Annotated in this window: 18 protein-coding genes; 6 read left to right on the top strand and 12 right to left on the bottom strand. The window is 59.6% G+C overall.

Annotated elements, in window-relative coordinates; all coding sequences use genetic code 11:
- The first annotated feature begins 81 nt into the window (after positions 1-81).
- Positions 82-1113: a small ribosomal subunit biogenesis GTPase RsgA gene (gene rsgA, locus K0F75_RS13740; RefSeq protein ID WP_219062421.1), complete on the top strand. Its 1032-nt coding sequence runs from the start codon at positions 82-84 to the stop codon at positions 1111-1113.
- 62 nt (positions 1114-1175) lie between these two features.
- Here rsgA and motB read toward each other — a convergent pair whose 3' ends face one another.
- A complete protein-coding gene (motB, locus tag K0F75_RS13735; protein WP_219062420.1) occupies positions 1176-2207 on the bottom strand; it encodes a flagellar motor protein MotB in 1032 nt (343 codons plus the stop codon).
- A gap of 3 nt (positions 2208-2210) precedes the next feature.
- The gene (gene motA / locus K0F75_RS13730) at positions 2211-3062 is read right to left on the bottom strand and encodes a flagellar motor stator protein MotA (RefSeq protein ID WP_219062419.1); all 852 of its coding nucleotides are present in this window, start codon (positions 3060-3062) and stop codon (positions 2211-2213) included.
- Between the two features lie 207 nt (positions 3063-3269).
- Here motA and K0F75_RS13725 point away from each other — a divergent pair, with 207 nt between their 5' ends.
- The 4 genes from K0F75_RS13725 to K0F75_RS13710 all read left to right on the top strand — a co-directional run bounded on the left by K0F75_RS13725 (position 3270) and on the right by K0F75_RS13710 (position 8608).
- The gene (locus K0F75_RS13725) at positions 3270-4805 is read left to right on the top strand and encodes an HDOD domain-containing protein (RefSeq protein WP_219062418.1); all 1536 of its coding nucleotides are present in this window, start codon (positions 3270-3272) and stop codon (positions 4803-4805) included.
- 45 nt (positions 4806-4850) lie between these two features.
- Positions 4851-5666 carry a thiosulfate sulfurtransferase gene (gene rhdA, locus K0F75_RS13720; protein WP_219062417.1) on the top strand — a complete coding sequence of 272 codons (816 nt, stop codon included), beginning with the start codon at positions 4851-4853 and terminating at the stop codon, positions 5664-5666.
- An 89-nt stretch (positions 5667-5755) separates the two neighbouring features.
- Positions 5756-6625 carry an archaetidylserine decarboxylase gene (gene asd, locus K0F75_RS13715; protein ID WP_219062574.1) on the top strand — a complete coding sequence of 290 codons (870 nt, stop codon included), beginning with the start codon at positions 5756-5758 and terminating at the stop codon, positions 6623-6625.
- Positions 6626-6805: 180 nt separating this feature from the next.
- The gene (locus K0F75_RS13710) at positions 6806-8608 is read left to right on the top strand and encodes a molecular chaperone (protein ID WP_219062416.1); all 1803 of its coding nucleotides are present in this window, start codon (positions 6806-6808) and stop codon (positions 8606-8608) included.
- Between the two features lie 70 nt (positions 8609-8678).
- Here K0F75_RS13710 and serB read toward each other — a convergent pair whose 3' ends face one another.
- Positions 8679-9896 (bottom strand): phosphoserine phosphatase SerB, encoded by a 1218-nt coding sequence (serB, locus tag K0F75_RS13705; RefSeq protein ID WP_219062415.1) that lies wholly within the window; start codon positions 9894-9896, stop codon positions 8679-8681.
- Between the two features lie 130 nt (positions 9897-10026).
- On the opposite strand from serB, the gene K0F75_RS13700 reads away from it, so the two are divergent.
- Positions 10027-11577 (top strand): histidine kinase, encoded by a 1551-nt coding sequence (locus K0F75_RS13700; RefSeq protein WP_219062414.1) that lies wholly within the window; start codon positions 10027-10029, stop codon positions 11575-11577.
- Between the two features lie 106 nt (positions 11578-11683).
- On the opposite strand, the gene K0F75_RS13695 is transcribed toward K0F75_RS13700, so the two are convergent.
- The 9 genes from K0F75_RS13695 to K0F75_RS13655 all read right to left on the bottom strand — a co-directional run bounded on the left by K0F75_RS13695 (position 11684) and on the right by K0F75_RS13655 (position 21052).
- Positions 11684-12394, bottom strand: a complete 711-nt coding sequence (locus tag K0F75_RS13695) for a membrane integrity-associated transporter subunit PqiC (RefSeq protein WP_219062413.1) — start codon at positions 12392-12394, stop codon at positions 11684-11686.
- A gap of 180 nt (positions 12395-12574) precedes the next feature.
- The gene (gene parC, locus K0F75_RS13690) at positions 12575-14833 is read right to left on the bottom strand and encodes a DNA topoisomerase IV subunit A (RefSeq protein WP_219062412.1); all 2259 of its coding nucleotides are present in this window, start codon (positions 14831-14833) and stop codon (positions 12575-12577) included.
- Between the two features lie 10 nt (positions 14834-14843).
- A complete protein-coding gene (locus tag K0F75_RS13685; protein ID WP_219062411.1) occupies positions 14844-15407 on the bottom strand; it encodes a TIGR02281 family clan AA aspartic protease in 564 nt (187 codons plus the stop codon).
- A complete protein-coding gene (locus K0F75_RS13680) occupies positions 15362-16339 on the bottom strand; it encodes an esterase-like activity of phytase family protein (RefSeq protein ID WP_219062410.1) in 978 nt (325 codons plus the stop codon). Before K0F75_RS13680 ends, K0F75_RS13685 begins: the two co-directional genes overlap by 46 nt.
- Positions 16339-18243 (bottom strand): DNA topoisomerase IV subunit B, encoded by a 1905-nt coding sequence (gene parE, locus K0F75_RS13675; RefSeq protein ID WP_219062409.1) that lies wholly within the window; start codon positions 18241-18243, stop codon positions 16339-16341. Before parE ends, K0F75_RS13680 begins: the two co-directional genes overlap by 1 nt.
- A 59-nt stretch (positions 18244-18302) precedes the next feature.
- Positions 18303-18920 (bottom strand): YqiA/YcfP family alpha/beta fold hydrolase, encoded by a 618-nt coding sequence (locus K0F75_RS13670; protein WP_219062408.1) that lies wholly within the window; start codon positions 18918-18920, stop codon positions 18303-18305.
- 106 nt (positions 18921-19026) lie between these two features.
- Positions 19027-19848, bottom strand: coding sequence for a 3',5'-cyclic-AMP phosphodiesterase (cpdA, locus tag K0F75_RS13665; protein WP_219062407.1), 822 nt, complete (start codon positions 19846-19848; stop codon positions 19027-19029).
- Between the two features lie 143 nt (positions 19849-19991).
- A complete protein-coding gene (locus K0F75_RS13660) occupies positions 19992-20444 on the bottom strand; it encodes a DUF1249 domain-containing protein (RefSeq protein WP_219062406.1) in 453 nt (150 codons plus the stop codon).
- Positions 20435-21052 (bottom strand): NUDIX domain-containing protein, encoded by a 618-nt coding sequence (locus tag K0F75_RS13655; protein ID WP_219062405.1) that lies wholly within the window; start codon positions 21050-21052, stop codon positions 20435-20437. Before K0F75_RS13655 ends, K0F75_RS13660 begins: the two co-directional genes overlap by 10 nt.
- Positions 21053-21228 lie beyond the last annotated feature (176 nt).

The raw sequence follows: 21228 nt of genomic DNA, 5'->3' as shown, positions 1-21228 counted from the left end.
AGGTGCGCAGTTTAGCCTAGCGGGACATGCTAGACTTGCGGCGTTTTACCTAATCAGCTGCTTTATCGACTCGGAACACCCATGGCCAAACGCCAACTCAATCGTCGCCAAAACTGGCGCATCGAAAAGATTCAAGGCGAGCGCGCTTCCCGCGCCGCCAAACGTGAATCGCAGACCCTTGAAACACTTGAGGGCGGTGATCTCGGCCCTGAGCAAATAGGGCTTGTGATCGCTCACTTTGGTGTGCAGGTCGAAGTCGAGGCACAGGAAGGCGAACAAACCGGCCAAGTGTTCCGTTGTCACTTGCGCGCCAACTTGCCAGCGCTGGTCACCGGCGACCGGGTTGTCTGGCGTGCCGGTAATCAGGGTATCGGCGTCATCGTCGCGCAACTGCCCCGCACAACCGAGCTTTGCCGCCCGGACAGCCGTGGTCAGCTCAAGCCGGTTGCCGCCAACGTCGACCTGATCGTGATCGTCTTCGCGCCAATGCCGGAGCCGCACGCCAACCTGATCGACCGTTATCTGGTCGCCGCCGAACACGCGGGGATTCGTCCTCTGCTGCTGTTGAACAAGGCTGACCTGATCGACGATCAAAACGCTCCGGCGCTCAATGCGCTGCTGGCCGTTTATCGGCAGTTGGGCTATCCATTACTGGAAGTGTCCGCCCATCAAGGCGACGGCATGCAGCAGCTGCAAACCCAGCTGGACGGGCATATCAGCGTGTTTGTCGGTCAGTCCGGTGTCGGTAAATCGTCGCTGGTCAACAGCTTGCTCCCGGAAGTCGAAGCCCGTGTCGGCCCGCTTTCCGAGCTTTCGGGTCAGGGCACTCACACCACGACCACTGCGCGCCTGTTCCACTTCCCACGTGGCGGCGACTTGATCGACTCCCCGGGGATTCGCGAGTTCGGCCTGGGACATGTCAGCCGCGCCGACGTTGAAGCTGGCTTCATCGAGTTCAATGATTTGATCGGAACCTGCCGTTTCCGCGACTGCAAACATGATCGCGAACCGGGCTGCGCCCTGCTCAAGGCCCTTGAAGAAGGGCGCGTTCAGCAACAACGGATGAACAGCTACCGCTCGATCATCGCCAGCCTGCCTGAAAACAGTTACTAAGCTTTCCTGCACGCAGTAAAAAGCCGCGATCATCGCGGCTTTTTTGCACCTGCTGACTCGTCCTACTTCTTGGTCTCATCCATCTTCAACACGCCATCTTCAAAGATGTTGAGCTTGTCCCGCAGCTCATGGGGCTGCAGGGGGGCTTGCGGGGCAACCGGAGCCGGAGGAGCTGAAGCGCCTGGGGCGCCCGCCGGAGCTGCGGCACCGGGGGCTGGCGTACCGGACTCAGGTGTTTGCGGTGCAGCCTGATTACCCTCAATGCGCTGCTGGGCTTTCTTGGTCAGCACAATGATGTCGATTCGACGGTTCACCGGGTTCTGCGGATTTTCGTGATCGTACAAGGATGACGACGCGTATCCGACGACGCGCGCCACTTGCGATTCAGGATAACCACCCGCAACCAACGCCCGACGCGCCGCATTGGCTCGGTTCGACGACAGCTCCCAGTTGCCGAACTCTTTGGTCCCGGCATAAGGCGTAGCGTCCGTATGACCGCTGATGCTGATCTTGTTCGGCACTGTGCGGATGGTGTCCGCCATGGCCAGCAGAATATCTTCGAAATACGGCTTCAAACGAGCGCTGCCAATGTCGAACATCGGCCGATTTGCAGCGTCCATGATCTGTATGCGCAAACCGTCCTGGGTGATTTCGAACAGGATCTGGTCCTTGAACTTCTTCAGCTCCGGATTTTCCTCGACCTTGTTCTGCAGCTCTTGCAGCAGCATGTCCAGACGCTCCTGCTCGACTTGCTCTGCAACGGCGTCAACCTTTTCGCTCTCGACCTTGATTTTTTCTTGCTGGGGCACGGTCTCGACCTCAGGGTTCAAGGTTTTGTCGGGCGCAAGCGTTGGTGAACCACCCAGGTCAATGATGAACGGCGTGCCACTTTCGGTGAACCCGATCGGGTCTTTGAAGTACCCGGCAATAGCAAGTTTCTGCTCTGGAGTGGCCGAGGACATCAGCCACAACACCAGAAAGAACGCCATCATCGCCGTCGCAAAGTCGGCAAAGGCGATTTTCCAGGCGCCGCCGTGGTGCCCGGCGGCATAGCGCTTGATGCGCTTGACGATTATCGGCTGATTATTTTCCATGACTCAGCGACCGCGAACCGCTTGCTCCAGCTCACTGAAGCTGGGGCGATGCGCTGGATACAGAACCTTGCGACCGAACTCCACAGCCAGTGATGGCGGCATGCCCGAGGCCGAGGCAACCAGCGACGCCTTGATGGCTTCAAAAACGTTCAGCTCTTCCTTGGCGTCATGGGCCAGGGACGTGGCCAGCGGGCCGAAGAAACCGTAAGCAGCAAGAATACCGAAGAAGGTACCCACCAATGCCGCACCCACGTGCATACCGATCGCAGCCTGGTCACCCTCACCCAGCGAAGCCATGGTCACCACGATACCCAGCACCGCCGCGACGATACCGAAACCGGGCATCGCATCGGCAACCCCGGTCACCGCGTGGGAAGGATGGTCCAGCTCTTCCTTCATGCTTTGTAATTCCATGTCGAACAAGCCTTCAAGCTCGTGCGGCGCCATGTTCCCTGACGACATGATGCGCAGGTAATCGCAGATGTAAGCGATCATGCGCTCGTCTTTGAGCACGCCGGGGTACTTGGCGAAAATCGGGCTGGCTGCAGCGTCTTCGATGTCGCCTTCAATCGCCATCATGCCTTCGCGGCGGCTCTTGTTGAGAATCTCGTAGACCAGGCTGAGAATTTCAAGATAGAACGTGTGATTGAAGCGCGTGCCGAACATCTTCAGCGACTTCTTGATCACGAGGAGGGTCGTGTAACCGGGGTTGGCCTGGAGAAACGCACCCAATGCCGCGCCACCGATAATCATGACCTCGAAAGGCTGGATCAGCGCGGCAATCTTGCCGTGAGAAAGGACGTATCCGCCGAGCACACTCGCGAAAACGACAATGATGCCGATAATTTTAGCCATAGATAGAGAGTTCTTACTGAGTCGGGTTCGAGGTCATGAGCGGAAGTTCTTGAAACTCTTCTTCTACTTATCGGCATAAGTGCGCCAGACTATAGTCAGTTAAGGCGAAAAGCCAGTTCGGCCCGCACAGCGGGGAGTCTGGCGTCGATCGGTCCTTGAACCCGGCATACGACATTATCCTGACCTCTTAGCCGTACAGGCCCCTGCATGCCACCAGAAACCTCAGCACAGCTTCCCGTCCCACGCAGCCTCGACGCTTGGCTCAAGCAACTGGAGAGCATCCGCTTGCCTGTGCCAATCGCCAGCCACGAACGCGTGCTCGGTGCGCTGGCTGATAGCCGCCGCTCGTTGCGCGAGATTGCCGAGCTGATGCAGGAAAGTCCGTCGCTGGTGCTCAGCGTATTGCGCGAAGCTAATCATCACAGCACTGGTTTGTCGGAACCGGCGGAAAGTCTTGAGGTTGCCATCAACCGGCTGGGCTTGAAACGTACCGAAGAATTGCTCCAGCGCCTGCCCGCGCGGGCCCCGCAGGACATGCCGCCAGCCCTGCGTCAGTTACAGCTGATCAGCCAGCACGCGACGCAGCAGGCCAACGGGCTGTTCGCCGGTCGCATGGCTCGGCTCTGGCAGGACATTCACTGGGGCAGTTTGCTGTTCTTGTCGCCGCTGTGGCCAATAGCGGTCGCCCATCCCAAACTGCTTGAGGAATGGGAACTGAGGGTGATTCACAAGGGCGAGTCGGCGCTGATCGTTGAAACCCAATTGTTCGGCGTCAGCCTGCTCAAACTGTGCCTGACAGTGGCCGAAGCCTGGCGCCTGCCCATGTGGGTCACGCAGGGTTATCGGCTGCTGATCAGTGAACGTCGATTGCTGGTCAAAGCGATACGTATTTCCCGCGACCATCTCCACCCGTTACGCCAGCGGCAACTGCTGGACGAGGACCCGGCCCTGCAACGCTGGCTCAACCATCCGGCCAACACCATCCTGCTGGCCAACGGCATCGCGCTGTCGGCGCAACAGGCCTGGGATACCCCGCACAGCCTGCGCTGGCAGTTGCTCACCAGCCTGTACCTGCAACAACCCCTGAGTGAAGTGCAACAGCAACTGCACCAACAGGCGGTGCAAAGCGCTCGCCAACATTGGGCGCGCGGGCTTTGGCACCCTGCAGAAGCGTTGATCTGGCCGTGGGAAACACGGCGAATGCACCGTGGCCTGCTGCCTGCGCCGCCACCGTCGGCCGATGCACTGCTGGCCTGGCGCAAATGCTGCACCGAGCTTTTGGTCGAGCCCAGCTGCTTCAACAACGCAATGCACCTGACCACTTCCGCCCGTGATGCGCTAGTGGCCTGCGGCATGCAGCGCGTCATGCTATTGATGACGGACCGCAACATGACCACCCTGCGCGTTCATCAAATTGCAGGGCTGGACAAAAGCGCGGCCAACCTAACGCTGCACATCAGTGAAAGCACCGTCTTGCAACGCCTGCTCGCGCAACCGACCCAACTGCGCCTGAGCCCCGCCAACAACGCGCAGTTTTCGGCGCTATTGCCCGGACAGCTGAAAGGTCTGTTTACCGGCGAGCATCTGTTGCTACGCTCACTCAGCAGCAACGGCAAGGTGGTCATGCTGGTGTTTGCCGATCAAGGGGGTGGACCACTCTCGGAAATCAGCGTGCAGGCCTTTGGTAAAACCGCGCAATGCATCGAGCGCGCCTTAAGCAGCTTTAGCGCCCGCAAAGCCTGACGCGTAAGCTACAATTTGCCTCTTTTTTCTGATCTGGAGAACTAAATGCCGGACTTCTCTAGCTTACCGCTGGTCATCGAGCCCAGCGACCTGCTGGCCCGCCTTGACGCGCCAGAACTGATTCTTGTCGATCTGACCAGTAGCGCGAGCTACAGCGCCGGGCATATTCCCGGTGCACGCTTCGTTGATCCGAAACGCACGCAAATGGGCCATCCACCCGCGCCGGGGCTTTTGCCGTCGCAGGCCCAGCTTGAAGTCCTGTTCGGTGAGCTGGGGCATAACCCTAAAGCGGTTTACGTGGTCTATGACGATGAAGGCGGCGGTTGGGCCGGACGCTTTATATGGTTGCTGGACGTGATTGGTCACTCACGCTATCACTACCTCGACGGCGGCCTGCATGCCTGGCGAGCCGAAGCGCGGCCACTCTCGAGCGAGGTTCCGCCGAACGTCGGAGGTCCCGTGCCATTGACCCTGCACAGCGAACCGACCGCGACCCGCGAATACCTGCAATGTCGCCTGGGCGCCGCTGACCTGGCAATTTGGGACGCACGCGGCCCCACTGAATACTCAGGCGAAAAAGTCCTCGCAGCCAAGGGTGGGCATATCCCCGGCGCGGTCAATTTCGAATGGACCGCTGGCATGGACCCTGCGCGCGACTTGCGTATCCGCAAGGATATGCCGCAGATTCTTGAAAGCCTGGGCATCACGAAGGACAAGGAAGTGATCACCCATTGCCAGACCCACCATCGCTCCGGCTTCACCTATCTGGTGGCCAAGGCGCTGGGTTATCCGCGCGTCAAAGGTTACGCCGGCTCGTGGGGCGAATGGGGTAACCACCCCGATACACCTGTCGAGAAATAAGGCGAACCATTCGCCCGGATCGCCTCTGATCGGGGCCAGTATTGCCACCTCTTTTAACTGCAACTTTTTATAGATGCTTCGCTTTAGGAATTTTGATGAAACAGCGTTTGTTTATCCTCAGCCAGTACCTGCTGCCACACCATTTGCTGTCCCGCCTGGCTGGCTGCGTTGCCGAGTGCAAGGTGCGCTGGTTCAAAAACGCCTTCACCGCCTGGTTCGCCCGGCGCTATCAGGTGGACATGTCGCAAGCATTGGTCGAAGACCTGACTGCTTATGAGCACTTCAACGCCTTCTTCACCCGCGCCCTGAAGCCCGGCGCACGACCGCTGGATGAAACGCCTGGCGCGATTCTCAGCCCTGCCGACGGCGCTGTCAGCCAATTGGGCCCAATCGATCATGGTCGAATTTTCCAGGCCAAGGGTCACAGCTTCAGCGTGCTCGAACTGCTGGGCGGCGATGCGAACCTGTCCGCACCGTTCATGGGCGGTGAATTCGCGACGATCTACTTGTCGCCAAAAGACTATCACCGGGTCCACATGCCACTGGCCGGTACTTTGCGTGAAATGGTCTACGTGCCGGGACGCATTTTCTCGGTCAACCAGACCACGGCCGAAAACGTTCCTGAACTGTTCGCCCGTAACGAACGCGTGGTTTGCCTGTTCGATACCGAGCGCGGCCCGATGGCCGTGGTGTTAGTGGGCGCGATGATCGTCGCCTCGATTGAGACGGTGTGGGCAGGTCTGGTTACACCGCCCAAACGCGAGCTGAAAACCGTGCGTTACGACGAAGCCGCCCGTGCGCCGATTCATCTGGAGAAAGGCGCTGAGCTTGGACGCTTCAAGCTGGGTTCCACCGCCATCGTGCTGTTCGGGCCGGATCAAGTGAAGTGGGCCGAACAACTTGCCGCAGGCACTCCGGTGCAGATGGGACAAGCCATAGGTCTGGCTGCCGAGGTGTGACGTCAAGTCACACCGCTCAACACCCTCGATCCGATAGGCTGACGGGCGAGTACTGCCGCCCGTCGGCGGTACTCGAGCATCAAAGGCTGCGACTGCACGGCTATGCTGCTAAAGTCGAGTCTGGCCATGTTCAGATGAGCAGCCGCTCGAGCCGTTGTGCTGTTGGAGTTTGTCGGGCAAATGAGTAATTCAAGTCTGGAGCTGTTGCAGCGTGTTCCCACGCCAACGCAGTCGAGCCTGTCGTTCTGCGAGGCCACTCCGCGCGACCTGAAACGCTGGATCTCAAGCCTGCCCAAAGCCAACCTCGGCGAAACCGCCCGCCTGCTCTACCAAGGCATGGGCGAGCTCAACCAGTTACTGACCCCCAGCGACAACCGCCTGCAATTGCTCGAACTGCTACGCCCTGAGGTCTATTACGTCTGCAAGAACCTTGAGCGGCACTTCCTTAGTCAGGCGATTGTGCTCGACGAACGCCCGCGCAAAGTAGCGAACCTCTGCCAGGCCCTGCAAAACCACTTGGCCATTGGCTACAAACAGATCATCGCGCGCGTCTCGCCGAACCTGACCAAAGATCGAGCTTCGCTCCTGACCACCGCCATGCAGCGCGCATTGCACTGCCTCAATGGCCCCTTGATTCGCGCCAGCCAACTGTATTGCCCCGTACCGGAGGGCCTGTGGCTGGAAATGCACCAGATTTATCTGATTGCACGTCAGCACCAGTTGAATAACATCGCCGTGCCCGACAGCCTGGCGAGCCACACCCAGACGTTGAGCATCGAGCAAACGTACGGGGTGGCTTTGCTTTTGGGTTGTTCGCGCTGCAACCAGATGCGTCAGCTCAATATCGGCCGTCTGGCCGAAGTCCTCGAATCCTGGAGTGCACTGGTCAAGCTGCAATCGCCAGCGGAAGAATCCAGCCTGTTCGCGGTAGCACAGAACGTCGATGCTCCACCGCGTTACAAGTCACTGTTCCTTGATGAGCAACTACCGGGCCTGCTGGGGATCAATCCACTGCCGCTGGCGGCAGCCATCAAGGATTACCTGGAGTTGCCCGAGGAGAAGCGCGGGCAATCGCCGCTGCTGGTACCCAACGGCTTTACCCTGGATCTGTTGCAACATCTGGCGGCAGCCTGGGGCGACGTCTCCGAGCGGACGTTTCAGCGCACGGCCGGCCAAGGCACCTTGACCCTGTGCCTCGGGATGAGCGCCCTGCACTATTACCTGGGCGGACAAAAGTCATTCAGCGAGATGCTCAAACTGCCCGCCGTCAGCCAGGCCGCACAGTTCACGACGCAGTTCGCCAAAATCGCCTCCACCGATGCATGGGCCACGACCTTCGACAGTGAGCGCGATGGCACATCGGACACCATGCTGCCGTACGAGGAGATCCAGTATCAGCAGGCCGAAGTGGATGGTGGCGTCCCGGCGTCCAACGCCCAGCAGACATTCCCGACCCATGCCCTGAACGTCATCAACCACAGTCCGGGCGGCTACTGCCTGGCTTGGCCCAAAGACGTCCCCCCCCAGTTACAGGCAGGGGAAATGGTCGGCATTCAAGACGGTGTCGGTCAGGGCTGGAGCATCGCGGTCGTGCGCTGGATTCGTCAGGTTCGCGGCGGTGGCACGCAAATGGGTATCGAACTGGTTGCGCCCTATGCTCAGCCATGCGGCCTGCAACTGGTACGCACCGGCGAGCAAAGCAGCCAATACCTGCGGGCACTGCTGCTGCCTGAAGTCCGCGCAATCGACCAGCCAGCGACGTTATTGGCGCCGCGCTTGCCCTTTCAGGAGGGCAACAAGGTGAAAATCAACACCAACGGCGAAGAGCGTCGTGCAGGCCTGGGCAAGCGTCGTACCGGCACCGGCAGCTTCAATCAGTTCGAATACCAGACGATTGAAGCACCGCGTAAAAAAGACAGTGTCGGCGGCCCCGACAACGCAGCGTCCGGAGAAGAGTTCGACTCGTTGTGGACGTCTTTGTAGCAGACGTCGCACCTGGTAGCGCTTGGCAGGCAAGCCTGTTCCCGCAGACTGAACTGCGGGAGCAAAATCCCTATAAGCCCCGCCCATCCCGATCACGAAAGCCGAGCAGGTACAGAATCCCGTCCAGCCCCAGTGTCGAGATCGCCTGTTTGGCCGACTGTTTGACCAGCGGCTTGGCTCGAAAAGCGACGCCAAGACCGGCAATCGCCAACATCGGCAAATCATTGGCCCCATCACCGACGGCAATCGTCTGCTCAAGGCTCAGGCCTTCTTTGTGCGCCAACTCACGCAGCAGGTCGGCTTTGCGCCGGGCATCGACGATCGGCTCGATGGCCACACCGGTAACCTTGCCATCGACCACTTCCAATTCATTGGCGAACACGTAGTCGATGCCCAGCTTGGCTTGCAGCTGTTTGGCGAAGTAAGTGAAACCACCCGACAGAATCGCAGTCTTGTAGCCCAATCGTTTGAGCTCGGCGAACAGGGTTTCGGCGCCTTCGGTCAGGCGCAACGAAGCACCGATTTCATCCAGCACACTGACGTCGAGGCCTTTGAGCAGTGCCAGCCGCTCTTTGAAACTGGCGCAGAAATCCAGCTCGCCACGCATGGCCCGCTCAGTGATTTCCGACACCCGCTCGCCGACACCGGCCGCCTTGGCCAACTCGTCGATGACTTCAGCCTCGATCAGCGTCGAGTCCATGTCGAACACCGCCAGACGACGGTTGCGCCGGAACAGCGAGTCCTGCTGGAACGCGATATCGACGTTGAGTTCTTGCGCCACGCTGAGGAACTCGGCCTGCATCGCACCAGGATCGGCCGGCTCGCCGCGCACGGAAAACTCGATGCAGCCCTTGCCTTTATCGGCAGGCGTATCGAGCGGCATGCGCCCGGACAGGCGATCGATCTGATCGATGTTCAGGCCATACTTGGCGGTAATGGAACTGACACGCTGCAATTGCTCGGCCGTGACCTTACGGGTGAGCAACGTCACGATGTGCCGCGCCTTGCCCTGCCCATTGACCCAATGCGCGTAGTCCTCTTCGGAAACAGCCGTGAAGCGCACCTGCTGATCAAGCTTGTAAGCCGTGAACAGGATGTCTTTAAGCACCGAGGAGCCTTGTTCGGTTCCCGGAATTTCAACCAGGATGCCGAACGACAAGGTGTCGTGGATCACCGCCTGACCAATATCGAGAATATTCACCCCACCCTGGGCAAGCACCCCGGTAATGGCCGCAGTGAGACCCGGACGGTCTTCACCAGTGATGTTTATCAGGACGATTTCGCGCAAGGCGCACCCCCGCAGTGGAAAAAAACCGCATTCTAACCACTTTCAGTGACCATCGGGCACAGCGAGCGCTTTGCCGCTCAAGGGTCGGTCGCTATACTGCCCGGCAACTTCACCAAAAGAACCGTGCTCAGTGAACCGGCCCACGCCAGTTAAAACCGATAATTTCTTCCTGCTGATCTTTCGGGCATTGCGCCATAGGCGTGTACCGCTTGCTTTGCGCATAGCCAGCCATAACGTGATTCTGGTCGCCTTGGCGCTGGTGATCTATGCCTGCGTGATGGGCCTGCAGTTCAAGCAGGCCATGCACGAACAGGCTGACGCCCTCGGCCAGGCCCTGACCACGCAAACTGCGACGTCCGCCACGGAACTGCTGGTGTCCAACGACATCCTCAGTCTCAACGTGCTGCTGGGCAATCTGGTGAAGAACCCGCTGGTGGCCCACGCCGCCATCTACAGCGTGGATAACCGCATCCTTGCAGAAGCCGGTCAGCGCCCTAAAAATGGCCTGCTGGGTGAAGCCGAAGGCTTGTACGAGATAAAAATCACCTTCCAGGACGTGATCGCCGGGCACCTGCGCATCAGCCTGGACATGGCGCAATTCCAGCAGCCGATGACCATCAGCTTGCAAAGCATGGGCATCCTCAGCGGAATTCTGCTGGCATTGGCACTGGCGTTGAGCTTGCGCCTGGGTCGTTACATTTCAACGCCGCTGCTGCAATTGCGCGTGTGGCTGCGCGATATCGACGAGCACACACCCGCCACCGAACGCCAGGATGAAATCGGCGATCTGGCCCGTCAACTGCACGCTTCGTTCGCGCCCGAACCGCCTGAACCTCAGCCCGTTCCAGAACCGGAATACGACGAACACGCTGGCACCGATCCGTACCTTGAAACAGAAGAGGACGACGAACCCGGGTTTACCGCGAACGACCTGCACGAACCTGGTTTCGATGAAGCGCCTAAACCTCGCCTGCCGGCGCAAGCGCCGAGGCGCATCGTCGCTGAAGAAGATGAAGAGGGCGAAGAAGACCCCTTCGCCGATCTGCGCGATCATTCCACCCCCGCCCCCGTGGCCAAGCGCGCTCCGATTGCCCCGAGCCAGCCGCAACACAGTGCGGTACTGGCCGTACAGCTTGGCGCTCAGGATCAACTGCGCCGTTTGCCCCGCGCTCGCCTGACCGAACTGCTGCAACGCTACCGTGACTGCCTGGATCAAGCCGCGTCGCTGTATCAAAGCGAACTGCACACACTGAACGATGGCAGCACGCTGATGCTGTTCCATAGCCAGGACAGTGGCGAGGACTACCTGACCAACGCGATTTGCTGTGGCGAGCTTCTGCGCGCCCTGGGCCACGCCTTGCAGATCGAGGTCGCCGACAGCGGCATCACCCTGCAATTGCAGCTGGGCCTGACCCTGAGTGACGGACTGTTCGGCTTGAGCCAGATCGACCTGTTGCTGACTGAAACCGCGCAAGATGCATTGGCGCTGTCACAACACAGCCGCAACCTGCTGCTGGTAGAGCGCAAGATCAGCGACGATGTGTTGATCCGCCAACGCGCCCGCATCCGACCTATCGCCAGCCCGGAAGGCGCGTGCTGCGTCGAACGGCTGATGGAGCCCTACCCGTCCATGCTCGAACGCCAACTGGCGCGGATGCATGAGAGCCGGGGCAAGGTTTAGCGGATACCGCCATCGCGGGGAAACCCGCGCCAGCAGGTGTCAGACAGACGCCCAATAAAAAGCCCACAGCGATGTGGGCTTTTTATTGGGCGGTGGAGCCACTTCCTCAGAAGCGGAACACTTCCATATCCGTACGAATCGGCGAAGCCAAGGGAATCTTTGGCCTGCCCTGATCTTGCTCTTTATTCGTGTGCGCCTGAGCCGAAGGCTGCTTTTTAGGTTCGTCCGCAGGCTGGTTGGCCAATGGTTTGACCGCAACGCTCAGTTGATCGGCCAGACGCTGCAAAAGTACGCCCTGCGCTTTTACCTGTGCAGCCGAGGTCCCGACATGGGGCTCTTCCAGGTGAATCAGTCGGCTATCGCGAACCTGACCCTTGCGATCGAGCAAGCGCCACTGAGCATCGAGCACCGCAGGTTGGTTTGCGCCCGAATCAAGTCGGGTAATGGACAACAAGACCTGCACATCCGGGGTAAAACCGGTGACCGCGGGTGCCAGCACCACGCGCTGACTGTCCAGTTTCCAGGCCAGTCGGCGCAACAGCAGTTGATCGATGTCCGAAGACAGACTGCCCGCCCAGCGACCATCGGTCGATGCCGTCAGGCTGCCATCCGGTTGGCGTTGCAACAGCGTTTCACGTTGAAGATAATCGGCCACTGAAACCGGGCCCAACAAAACAGCCAGCCCAGCACTTTGTTTAGGTTGACCCGGCTCGCCGGCGTCAAGCTGATACAACGAAGTCGGTTGTTGCACACTGCAACCGGCAAGCCCAATTACGCCGGTCATTAACAAAACAAAAGGAAGGCGTAAAAAATTCATCATCCCATCCAGGTAGTCGCCACAAGGCGCACCACAGCGTCAATACTCACAAAATACATGAAGGCACTCAGCCACGCTGGTGACTCAAGACGTCATATCATCCGTGAATATTGCTCATGACTCCAGCGATTATGCGTCGGCCATCATGGCAAAATGAAGACCGAACGCTCTAATCCGGCATTACAGGCTATTTTCAACCAATAATGCATCCACTCGCTGGAAGCCCCGGGGAAGCTTGTTGCCGCGTCGACCGCGCTCACCCTTGTAATGTTCGAGGTCATCAGCCTTCAACGACAGCGTGCGCTTGCCGGCTTGCAGCACCAATGTCGCGCCTTCCGGGATCACCGCCAGGTCGGTCACGTACTCTTCGCGACTGGCCACGCGCTCGCCCGGAATGCCGATGATTTTGTTGCCTTTGCCTTTGCCCAACTGCGGCAAATCACTGACTTTGAAAATCAACAAGCGCCCTTCCGTGGTCACTGCCGCAAGCCAGTTTTGCTCACGATCAGTCACTGGCCGCGGCAGAATCACCTTGGCGCCATTAGGCAGACTCAGCAACGCCTTGCCCGCCTTGTTCTTGGCTTGCAGGTCTTCACCCTTAACCACGAAGCCATAGCCTGCGTCGGAAGCAATGACGTACAGCGCGTCATCGTCCGGCAACAGTACACATTCAAAGCTGGCACCCGGCGGCGGCGTGAGACGACCGCTCAACGGTTCGCCCTGGCCACGGGCGGACGGCAAGGTATGCGCCGGCAGCGAGTAGCTGCGCCCCGTGGAGTCGATGAAAACTGCAAATTGGTTGGAGCGCCCGGCCGCAGAGGTCTTGAAGCCGTCCCCGGCTTTGTAGGAAAGCCCGGTGGCGTCGATATCGTGGCCCTTGGCGCAACGCACCCAGCCTTTATCCGAAAGCACGACCGTGACCGGCTCGGTCGGCATCAGCTCGTTTTCCGACAACGCCTTGGCTTCAGTGCGGGACACAATTGGCGAGCGACGGTTGTCGCCATACGTTTCAGCGTCCGCGATCAATTCAGTACGCACCAGCTTACGCAGCTTGGTTTCACTGCCCAGCAGCGATTGCAGACGTGTCTGTTCCTTGCGCAACTCATCCTGCTCGGCCCGCAGTTTCATTTCTTCCAGGCGAGCCAGCTGACGCAAACGCGTGTCGAGGATGTAGTCAGCCTGAATTTCCGACAGCGCGAACCGCTCGATCAACTCCGCTTTCGGGTGTTCGGCGGTGCGGATGATGTGGATGACTTCATCCAGGTTCAGGTAAGCCGTGAGCAAGCCGTCCAACAGGTGCAGGCGGCGCTCGACCTTATCCAGACGGAATTGCAAACGCCGGCGCACGGTGCCAATACGGAACACCAGCCACTCGCTGAGCAACGCTTTGAGGTTCTTGAGTTGCGGCTTGCCATCAAGACCGATGATGTTGATGTTCACCCGATAGCTGGATTCCAGCTCGGTGGTGGCGAACAGATGCTGCATCAACTCGTCGAGTTCGACCCGATTGGAACGCGGGATGATCACAATGCGGCAAGGATGTTCGTGGTCCGACTCGTCGCGCAGGTCGGCGACCATCGGCAGCTTCTTGGCCTGCATCTGCGCAGCGATCTGCTCCAGCACCTTGGCGCCGGACACCTGATGCGGCAACGCGGTGACGACGATATCGCCGTCTTCGATGCGATATACCGCACGCATGCGCACCGAGCCTTTGCCGGTTTCGTACATTTTCAGCAGATCGGCGCGCGGAGTGATGATTTCCGCTTCGGTCGGATAATCCGGGCCCTTGATGTGCTCGCACAGCTCTTCGATCGTGGCCTTGGGCTCATCGAGCAAGTGCACACAGGCAGAGGCGACTTCCCGCAGGTTATGCGGCGGCACGTCAGTGGCCATGCCGACGGCGATGCCGGTGGTGCCGTTGAGCAGAATATTCGGCATGCGCGCCGGTAACACCGCCGGCTCGTCGAGGGTGCCGTCGAAGTTCGGGACCCAATCCGCCGTGCCCTGGCCCAACTCGCTGAGCAGCACTTCGGAATAGCGCGACAACCGCGCTTCGGTGTAACGCATGGCGGCGAAGGATTTCGGATCATCCGGCGCGCCCCAGTTACCCTGGCCGTCGACCAGCGTGTAGCGATAACTGAACGGCTGCGCCATCAGCACCATGGCTTCGTAGCAGGCCGAGTCGCCGTGGGGGTGAAATTTACCGAGAACGTCGCCGACGGTACGCGCCGACTTCTTGTGCTTGGAGTCGGCATCGAGCCCCAACTCGCTCATGGCGTAGATAATACGCCGCTGTACAGGCTTCAGGCCGTCGCCGATATGCGGCAGGGCACGGTCCATGATCACGTACATGGAGTAGTTGAGGTAGGCCTGTTCTGTGAAGTCAGCCAGTGATCGGCGTTCTACGCCATCCAGGCTGAGGTCAAGGGAATCGCTCATGCAAGCCTCATCATTTCGTGGTCTGGCGCAGCAGCATGGTGCCGCCGCGCTGGGTGAATTCAAGTTGTTTCATTGCGCTCATGCCCAGCAGTATCTGTTCGCCTTCCAGACCGGGCGCCACCAGGGCGCGTACGTCATGCAGGACGATATCACCCACTTGCAGACGGTCGATCATGGTGCGAAAACCCTCGCTCCGGCCATTGGCGGTATTGACCGTCACCGGCATGCCGCGCTTGAGTCGCAGTGTATCGGCTACCTTGGCGGGAATCGCTACGTCGGTGGCGCCGGTATCCAGTAAAAACTGCACCGTCTGGCCATTGATCTGGCCACTGCTGACGAAATGGCCCTGGCCGTTGCTCAGCAGTTGCACTTCGATATAGCCATCGCCATGTTGCGAGGTCACCGCGGTGTTGGGGTTTTCCTGGCGCGCTTCCCATTGCCCAAAAAAGCGCGTAGCCAGAAACAGCGCAGCACCCCACGCCAGAATCATCAGTACGCGACCCGCACGCTTGCCGGGAACTTGCTGGCTCACGGTTTGGCGCCCCAGCCGCCCTCGGGTGCCGCGAAACGCCATACAATCGGACGGCTCTCGCCATCGGCTCGCGCACCAAAGTTGTTGTCGACACCGATCCAGGCACCCTCCGCGTCGATGACCAGCGCCTCGGCCAGCCCATAAGGCTGCGGATAGCGTCGGGACGGTATCAGCGCATCGTCAGCGAATGACCAGCAAAGCTCGACCTTCCCGGTGTCCAGATCACGACGGCAAACCCGGTAAGCAGCGCGCTCCAGGGTAAACAGCTTGCCGTTGAACAGCGACAGGTCGGAAAAGTCTCGCGAGGCTTCACGGCCGCCCATTTGTGCTGGAAGTGCTTGAGTCCCGCCTTCGCTGAGCATGACGCAGCCACCTTTGCAGCCCCAGACTGTCTGCCCGCGATGCGCCACCAGCAAACCGCGCTTTTCACGTTCGGCCGCCAGCCAGAGTCGATCTCCGGCGGGATTGATGGCAATGCCTTCAAACACCGCGTTGAAGCGCTGCAGCATGCCACTGGCGCGCGCCTGCCGGACCAGACTCGGCGGCAGCTTGAGCCAGTTCGGCGAACCGGAGACCGGTACTTGCAGCACGGCGGCATACGCCTCGCTGACCAGATAACGGTTCCCCACCGCGTCGCACGTCACGCCTTCGAAATCCAGATCACCGCCGCGAACATACGACGATGCCTTGGCCAGCGAACGCAGGCCAAATGGCAAGCCGCTGTCCGGCACCGGCGGCACGTCGATGACGTTTGCCTCGGCCTTCCACACCACCGATGAGGTATCGAGTCGGTACAGCAAAGCATCATCGCGGTCCGACACCGTCCACAGCTCGCCATTGCAAGACGCCAGCCCCGAAAGGTTACCGCCCACCATGCCATCGACCGCATGTTCGGACAGCATCTTCAGTTCAGCCAGCGGCGCTGCGAATACCGGTGAAGCGATCAGCAATAACGCGACGAACCAGCCTCGCATCAGGTGAGAACCTCGGCCAGATTGCCTTTTGATTCGAGCCAGGTCTTGCGGTCGCCCGCGCGTTTTTTCGCCAGCAGCATGTCCATCATTTCCGAGGTCGCCGCGTAATCATCCAGGGTGAGCTGGACCAGGCGCCGAGTGTTCGGGTCCATGGTGGTTTCGCGGAGCTGGGGCGGGTTCATCTCGCCCAGACCTTTGAATCGGGTGACCTGTGGCTTGCCGCGCTTTTTCTCCGCGACCAGACGATCAAGAATCCCGTCACGCTCCGATTCATCCAGCGCGTAATAGATCTCTTTGCCCAGGTCGATCCGGTACAACGGCGGCATTGCGACGTAGACGTGGCCCGCATCCACCAGTGGGCGGAAATGCTGCACGAATAACGCGCACAGCAAGGTTGCGATGTGCAGGCCGTCGGAGTCGGCGTCGGCGAGAATACAAATCTTGCCGTAACGCAGCTGACTGATGTCGGCCGCGCCCGGGTCAACGCCAATGGCCACGGCGATGTTGTGCACTTCCTGGCTGGCGAGGACTTCACCGCCATCGACTTCCCAGGTATTAAGGATCTTGCCACGCAACGGCAGGATCGCTTGAAACTCTTTGTCTCGCGCTTGTTTGGCCGAACCGCCAGCGGAGTCGCCTTCAACCAGAAACAGCTCGGAACGCATCGGGTCCTGTCCGGCGCAGTCGGCCAGCTTGCCCGGCAGCGCGGGGCCTTGAGTGACGCGTTTACGCTCAACCTTCTTGCTGGCCTTAAGGCGGCGACCAGCGTTGTTGATCGCCAGTTCCGCCAGTTGCATGCCGAGTTCGGAGTGCGTGTTGAGCCATAGGCTAAATGCGTCCTTGACCACGCCAGAGACGAACGCCGCTGCTTCACGCGATGACAACCGCTCTTTAGTCTGGCCGGAGAATTGCGGCTCCTGCATTTTCATCGACAGGACGAACGCGATCTTCTCCCAGACGTCTTCGGGCGCCAACTTGACGCCACGCGGCAGCAGGTTGCGGAACTCGCAAAACTCGCGCATCGCGTCGAGCAGACCCTGGCGCAGGCCGTTGACGTGGGTCCCGCCCTGCTGGGTAGGAATCAGGTTGACGTAGCTTTCCTGAACGCTGTCGCCACCCTCGGGCAACCAGAGCAAGGCCCAATCGATGGCTTCTTTATTACCGGCGAAACTGCCGCAGAACGGCTCATCCGGCAGGCGCAAAAACTCGCTGACCGAATCTTGCAGATAAGAGCGCAAGCCGTCTTCGAAATGCCACTCGATTTTCTCGCCGGAGGCTTTGTCTTCGAAGCTGACCAACAGCCCCGGGCACAACACCGCCTTGGCTTTGAGCACATGCTTGAGGCGACTGACAGAGAATTTCGGCGTGTCGAAATATTTAGGGTCCGGGGCGAAGTACACGCTGGTCCCGGTATTGCGCTTACCGACCGTGCCGATAACCGCCAGCTCGCTGGCTTTGTAGCCGTCAGCGAAGGTCATCTCGTATTCATTGCCGTCGCGTTTGACCCGGACCCGAACATGGTTCGAGAGCGCGTTCACCACGGAAATCCCCACGCCATGGAGGCCGCCGGAGAACTGGTAGTTCTTGTTCGAGAACTTGCCGCCCGCGTGGAGCTTGGTCAGGATCAGCTCGACGCCAGACACACCCTCTTCCGGGTGAATGTCCACCGGCATGCCGCGACCGTCATCGGACACTTCCAGCGAGTTGTCGGCGTGAAGGATGACCTGCACCGATTTCGCATGCCCGGCGAGGGCTTCATCGACGCTGTTGTCGATGACTTCCTGGGCGAGGTGGTTCGGCCGCGTGGTGTCGGTGTACATGCCCGGGCGTTTGCGTACCGGGTCGAGGCCCGAGAGGACTTCGATGGCGTCTGCGTTATAAGAGCTAGCGCTGGGATTGGCCATGGGGTCTCGTCATCAGTCGTTCGTGAAATTTCGGAATATCAGTCAATTGATTACAGGTGTTACAGCGCAGAAAGATCAATCGCCTGGAGCAGCTCCGGGGCAAAGCCTGCAAAACTCAGCAACGCCGGCAACTGCTCGGTGAAGCCCTGAAAGCTGTGATCGCCGCCGGGCTGAATGCGCAAGGCGCACGCTCGGTAATAGGACTGGGCACTGCGGTAGTCCAGGGTTTCATCACCGGTCTGCAACCATACCTGGAAGCGCAACGGATCCTGCGGGGCGGGCACTTCCAGTTCGGCGAGTGCCTGCACATGGTCGTGGGTCAATTCCCAGCTTTCACCGCTGTAAAGATTCTGTTGGGTACCGATATACCCGTCGAACAGCCGATGCGGCGTGACTGCCGGGTTGATCAGCAGAGCCTTGAGGCCGTGGCGCTCAGCCAAGTGAGTGGCATAGTAGCCGCCGAGGGAGCTGCCGACCAGCAACGGCCGACCCAACTCAGTGATCAATGCGTCGAGCTGAGCGATCGCCTGACGCGGGTGATGATGCAGCTCCGGGACCCGCAAATGCTCGCCGAGGCCGAGCGTTTGCATCAAGGTCGACAACTGGCTGGCCTTCTTTGAGCGCGGCGAGCTGTTCAAACCGTGGATATACAACAGTGTGGATGGTTCGCCGGTCACATTCCCTCCTGAAACTTTTGAGCGCAAGCAAAGACGCGCAGTTTACAGGGACTGCCGCCCGATGACTTGCCTTCAGACGTTTCCCACTCAAATCAGGACGGATCGTTCAATAACCTTGACCACTGTAATCCACCTCAAAGACCAGCCCCTCTACCCGCGAGACACCGGTTTCAAGGCGGCCGTCTGCGTGCAGACGCAACCAGCGGTAGCCTGGCGCTGTGCTGTCGACCTTGAACTCGACACTGCCCGGCGCAAACTGAATGCAGGTGGACGGTGAGGCCAGCAGGCGAACGCCATTGCGCAGCTGGTCGTATTCCTGATGGACATGGCCCCAGAGCACCGCGCGCACCTGCGGGAATCGATCGAGCACGGCAAACAGCGCTTCGGGATTACGCAAGCCGATGGGGTCCATCCAGGCACAACCGATGTTCACCGGGTTGTGGTGCAGGCACACCAGATGGTGACGCTCGGGCGCTTCACTCAGGGACTGCGCCAACAGCTGCAATTGCTGATCCTGCAAGTAACCCGGCACCGAACCGGGCACTGAAGAGTCCAGCAATGTAATACGCCAATGGCCGAGATCGACGATAGGCGCGAGAAAATCGCTCTGTCGCGCAGCCTCGGTCATCGCCGGCACCTCATCGTGATTCCCGGGAAACCAACGCGCCGGTGCCTGAATCCGCCCACTGGCCTGACGAAACGCCTGGTAGGACTCAAGACTGCCATCCTGGGACAAATCACCGCTGGCGATCAGCAAGTCGATCTGCGACTGCTCAGCCAGAACACACTCGATCACCTTGTTCAGGCTATCAAGGGTACTCATGCCCAGCAGCTTTTCGTCTGCATTGGCAAACAAATGGCTGTCGGTTAGCTGGACCAGCAGGACTGAAGAATCGGAGGTGTGAGTAGGGGCGCTCGGCAAGGCCATCTCCTTGAGCGATTTGGACACAATTATGCTGGCTGACAGTTACGAGGGTAAGCCGGTCAGCACGACCTGCGTCGCATTCTGAAAAACAGTCATCTAGATAGCAGTAATGGATGGCGCTTGTCAGCCCGCGCGTGCAAATCCGCTTAGCGCACCACTTCAAACTCATGCCCGCACGCCAGGCAATGGCTCAGCCACTCCCCAAGAAACAGGTTGAGCTGGGCTTTTTCATCCGGCTGGTGCATGGCGGCATTGGGATAAGGGTAGATACCGCGAAACCGGCGGGCATGTTCGGCGCCGATGACTTCGGCCATGCGGGCGTCGTGATAGACCTGCACTTCGAGTTTGGGCACCGGCAGCCACGGCAGGCTGTGCTCCTGACGCACTTGCAGGGTGGTGGTGTACGGGCAATCGAGCAGCACTTCGACGGCCAGTACACCGAGCATTTGATCGCCCTGGGTGACGGCCACCCGACGCGAGCGCTGCTGGTTGCGCATGTCGGGGAGCAATCGCATCAAGCGCGCATAGTTGGCCTCGCAGGCCGCTTGCAGCCCGACAAGGTCAACACGGTAGCGCTCGCGCACAAGGTTCACGACCATAGCCCCCTGACTTCAGTCCGGTTCAATGCCAGCCATTGCAATGCAATAAGAGTGGCCGCATTGAAAATTCGTCCATCACGTACGGCCTGTAGCGCATCGTCCAGCGACCACACCGTTACGCGAATATCCTCGCCTTCCGCTTCCAGCCCGTGCAACCCGCCCGCCCCCTCGCTTTCGCAATGCCCCAAGTACAGGTGAACGTATTCACTGCTGCCACCCGGTGATGGAAAGTACTTGGTGATCGGCAACATCGCACTGAAAGTAAGTCCAGCTTCCTCTTCTGCCTCGCGGTGGGCAACCTCTTCTGGTTCCTCGTCCTTATCGATCAGACCGGCCACCAGTTCAATCAACCATGGATTATCGACCTTGCCCAACGCACCGACTCGAAACTGCTCAATCAGGACCACCTCGTCGCGCTTGGCATCGTATGGCAGCACGCACACCGCATCGTGACGAACAAACAACTCACGGCTGATTTCGGTACTCATGCCACCACCGAAAAGCTCATGGCGCAGGTGCATGCGATCCAGACGGTAAAAACCCTTGAAGCAGTTTTCACGCTTCGTAATTGTCACCGCTACCGGGACGGATCTGGTCGTATCACTCATATAGTTCTCGCTACTGGCCCACGTCGACTTCGCGCCATCCTAGCGCGCTCTTTCGCCGGATGCAGCCCTTTAAACCAGTCATTGGAGCAACCGGGGTAGACGGCCAGGTCGCAAACAACTTCTAATTAGCCTAGTGGCGAACTGATGGGGCTGCTTGCAGTCGAACCACGTTAACT

The sequence above is a fragment of the Pseudomonas sp. UMAB-08 genome, from assembly GCF_900095225.1.
In the GTDB taxonomy this organism is placed as follows: domain Bacteria; phylum Pseudomonadota; class Gammaproteobacteria; order Pseudomonadales; family Pseudomonadaceae; genus Aquipseudomonas.
The sequence above is the reverse complement of the archived record's forward strand: the minus strand, read 5'-3'. Positions and strand labels throughout refer to the sequence as shown.

What these genes read in the sequence shown, in the direction of transcription:
- K0F75_RS13680 (WP_219062410.1), bottom strand. Translation starts at nt 16,339, where the DNA reads ATGCGAGGCTGGTTCGTCGCGTTATTGCTGATCGCTTCACCGGTATTC.
- K0F75_RS13685 (WP_219062411.1), bottom strand. Translation starts at nt 15,407, where the DNA reads ATGGCGTTTCGCGGCACCCGAGGGCGGCTGGGGCGCCAAACCGTGAGC.
- rsgA (WP_219062421.1), top strand. Translation starts at nt 82, where the DNA reads ATGGCCAAACGCCAACTCAATCGTCGCCAAAACTGGCGCATCGAAAAG.
- K0F75_RS13725 (WP_219062418.1), top strand. Translation starts at nt 3,270, where the DNA reads ATGCCACCAGAAACCTCAGCACAGCTTCCCGTCCCACGCAGCCTCGAC.
- parC (WP_219062412.1), bottom strand. Translation starts at nt 14,833, where the DNA reads ATGAGCGATTCCCTTGACCTCAGCCTGGATGGCGTAGAACGCCGATCA.
- K0F75_RS13660 (WP_219062406.1), bottom strand. Translation starts at nt 20,444, where the DNA reads ATGGTCGTGAACCTTGTGCGCGAGCGCTACCGTGTTGACCTTGTCGGG.
- motA (WP_219062419.1), bottom strand. Translation starts at nt 3,062, where the DNA reads ATGGCTAAAATTATCGGCATCATTGTCGTTTTCGCGAGTGTGCTCGGC.
- rhdA (WP_219062417.1), top strand. Translation starts at nt 4,851, where the DNA reads ATGCCGGACTTCTCTAGCTTACCGCTGGTCATCGAGCCCAGCGACCTG.
- parE (WP_219062409.1), bottom strand. Translation starts at nt 18,243, where the DNA reads ATGGCCAATCCCAGCGCTAGCTCTTATAACGCAGACGCCATCGAAGTC.
- motB (WP_219062420.1), bottom strand. Translation starts at nt 2,207, where the DNA reads ATGGAAAATAATCAGCCGATAATCGTCAAGCGCATCAAGCGCTATGCC.
- K0F75_RS13710 (WP_219062416.1), top strand. Translation starts at nt 6,806, where the DNA reads ATGAGTAATTCAAGTCTGGAGCTGTTGCAGCGTGTTCCCACGCCAACG.
- cpdA (WP_219062407.1), bottom strand. Translation starts at nt 19,848, where the DNA reads ATGGCCTTGCCGAGCGCCCCTACTCACACCTCCGATTCTTCAGTCCTG.
- K0F75_RS13655 (WP_219062405.1), bottom strand. Translation starts at nt 21,052, where the DNA reads ATGAGTGATACGACCAGATCCGTCCCGGTAGCGGTGACAATTACGAAG.
- K0F75_RS13695 (WP_219062413.1), bottom strand. Translation starts at nt 12,394, where the DNA reads ATGAATTTTTTACGCCTTCCTTTTGTTTTGTTAATGACCGGCGTAATT.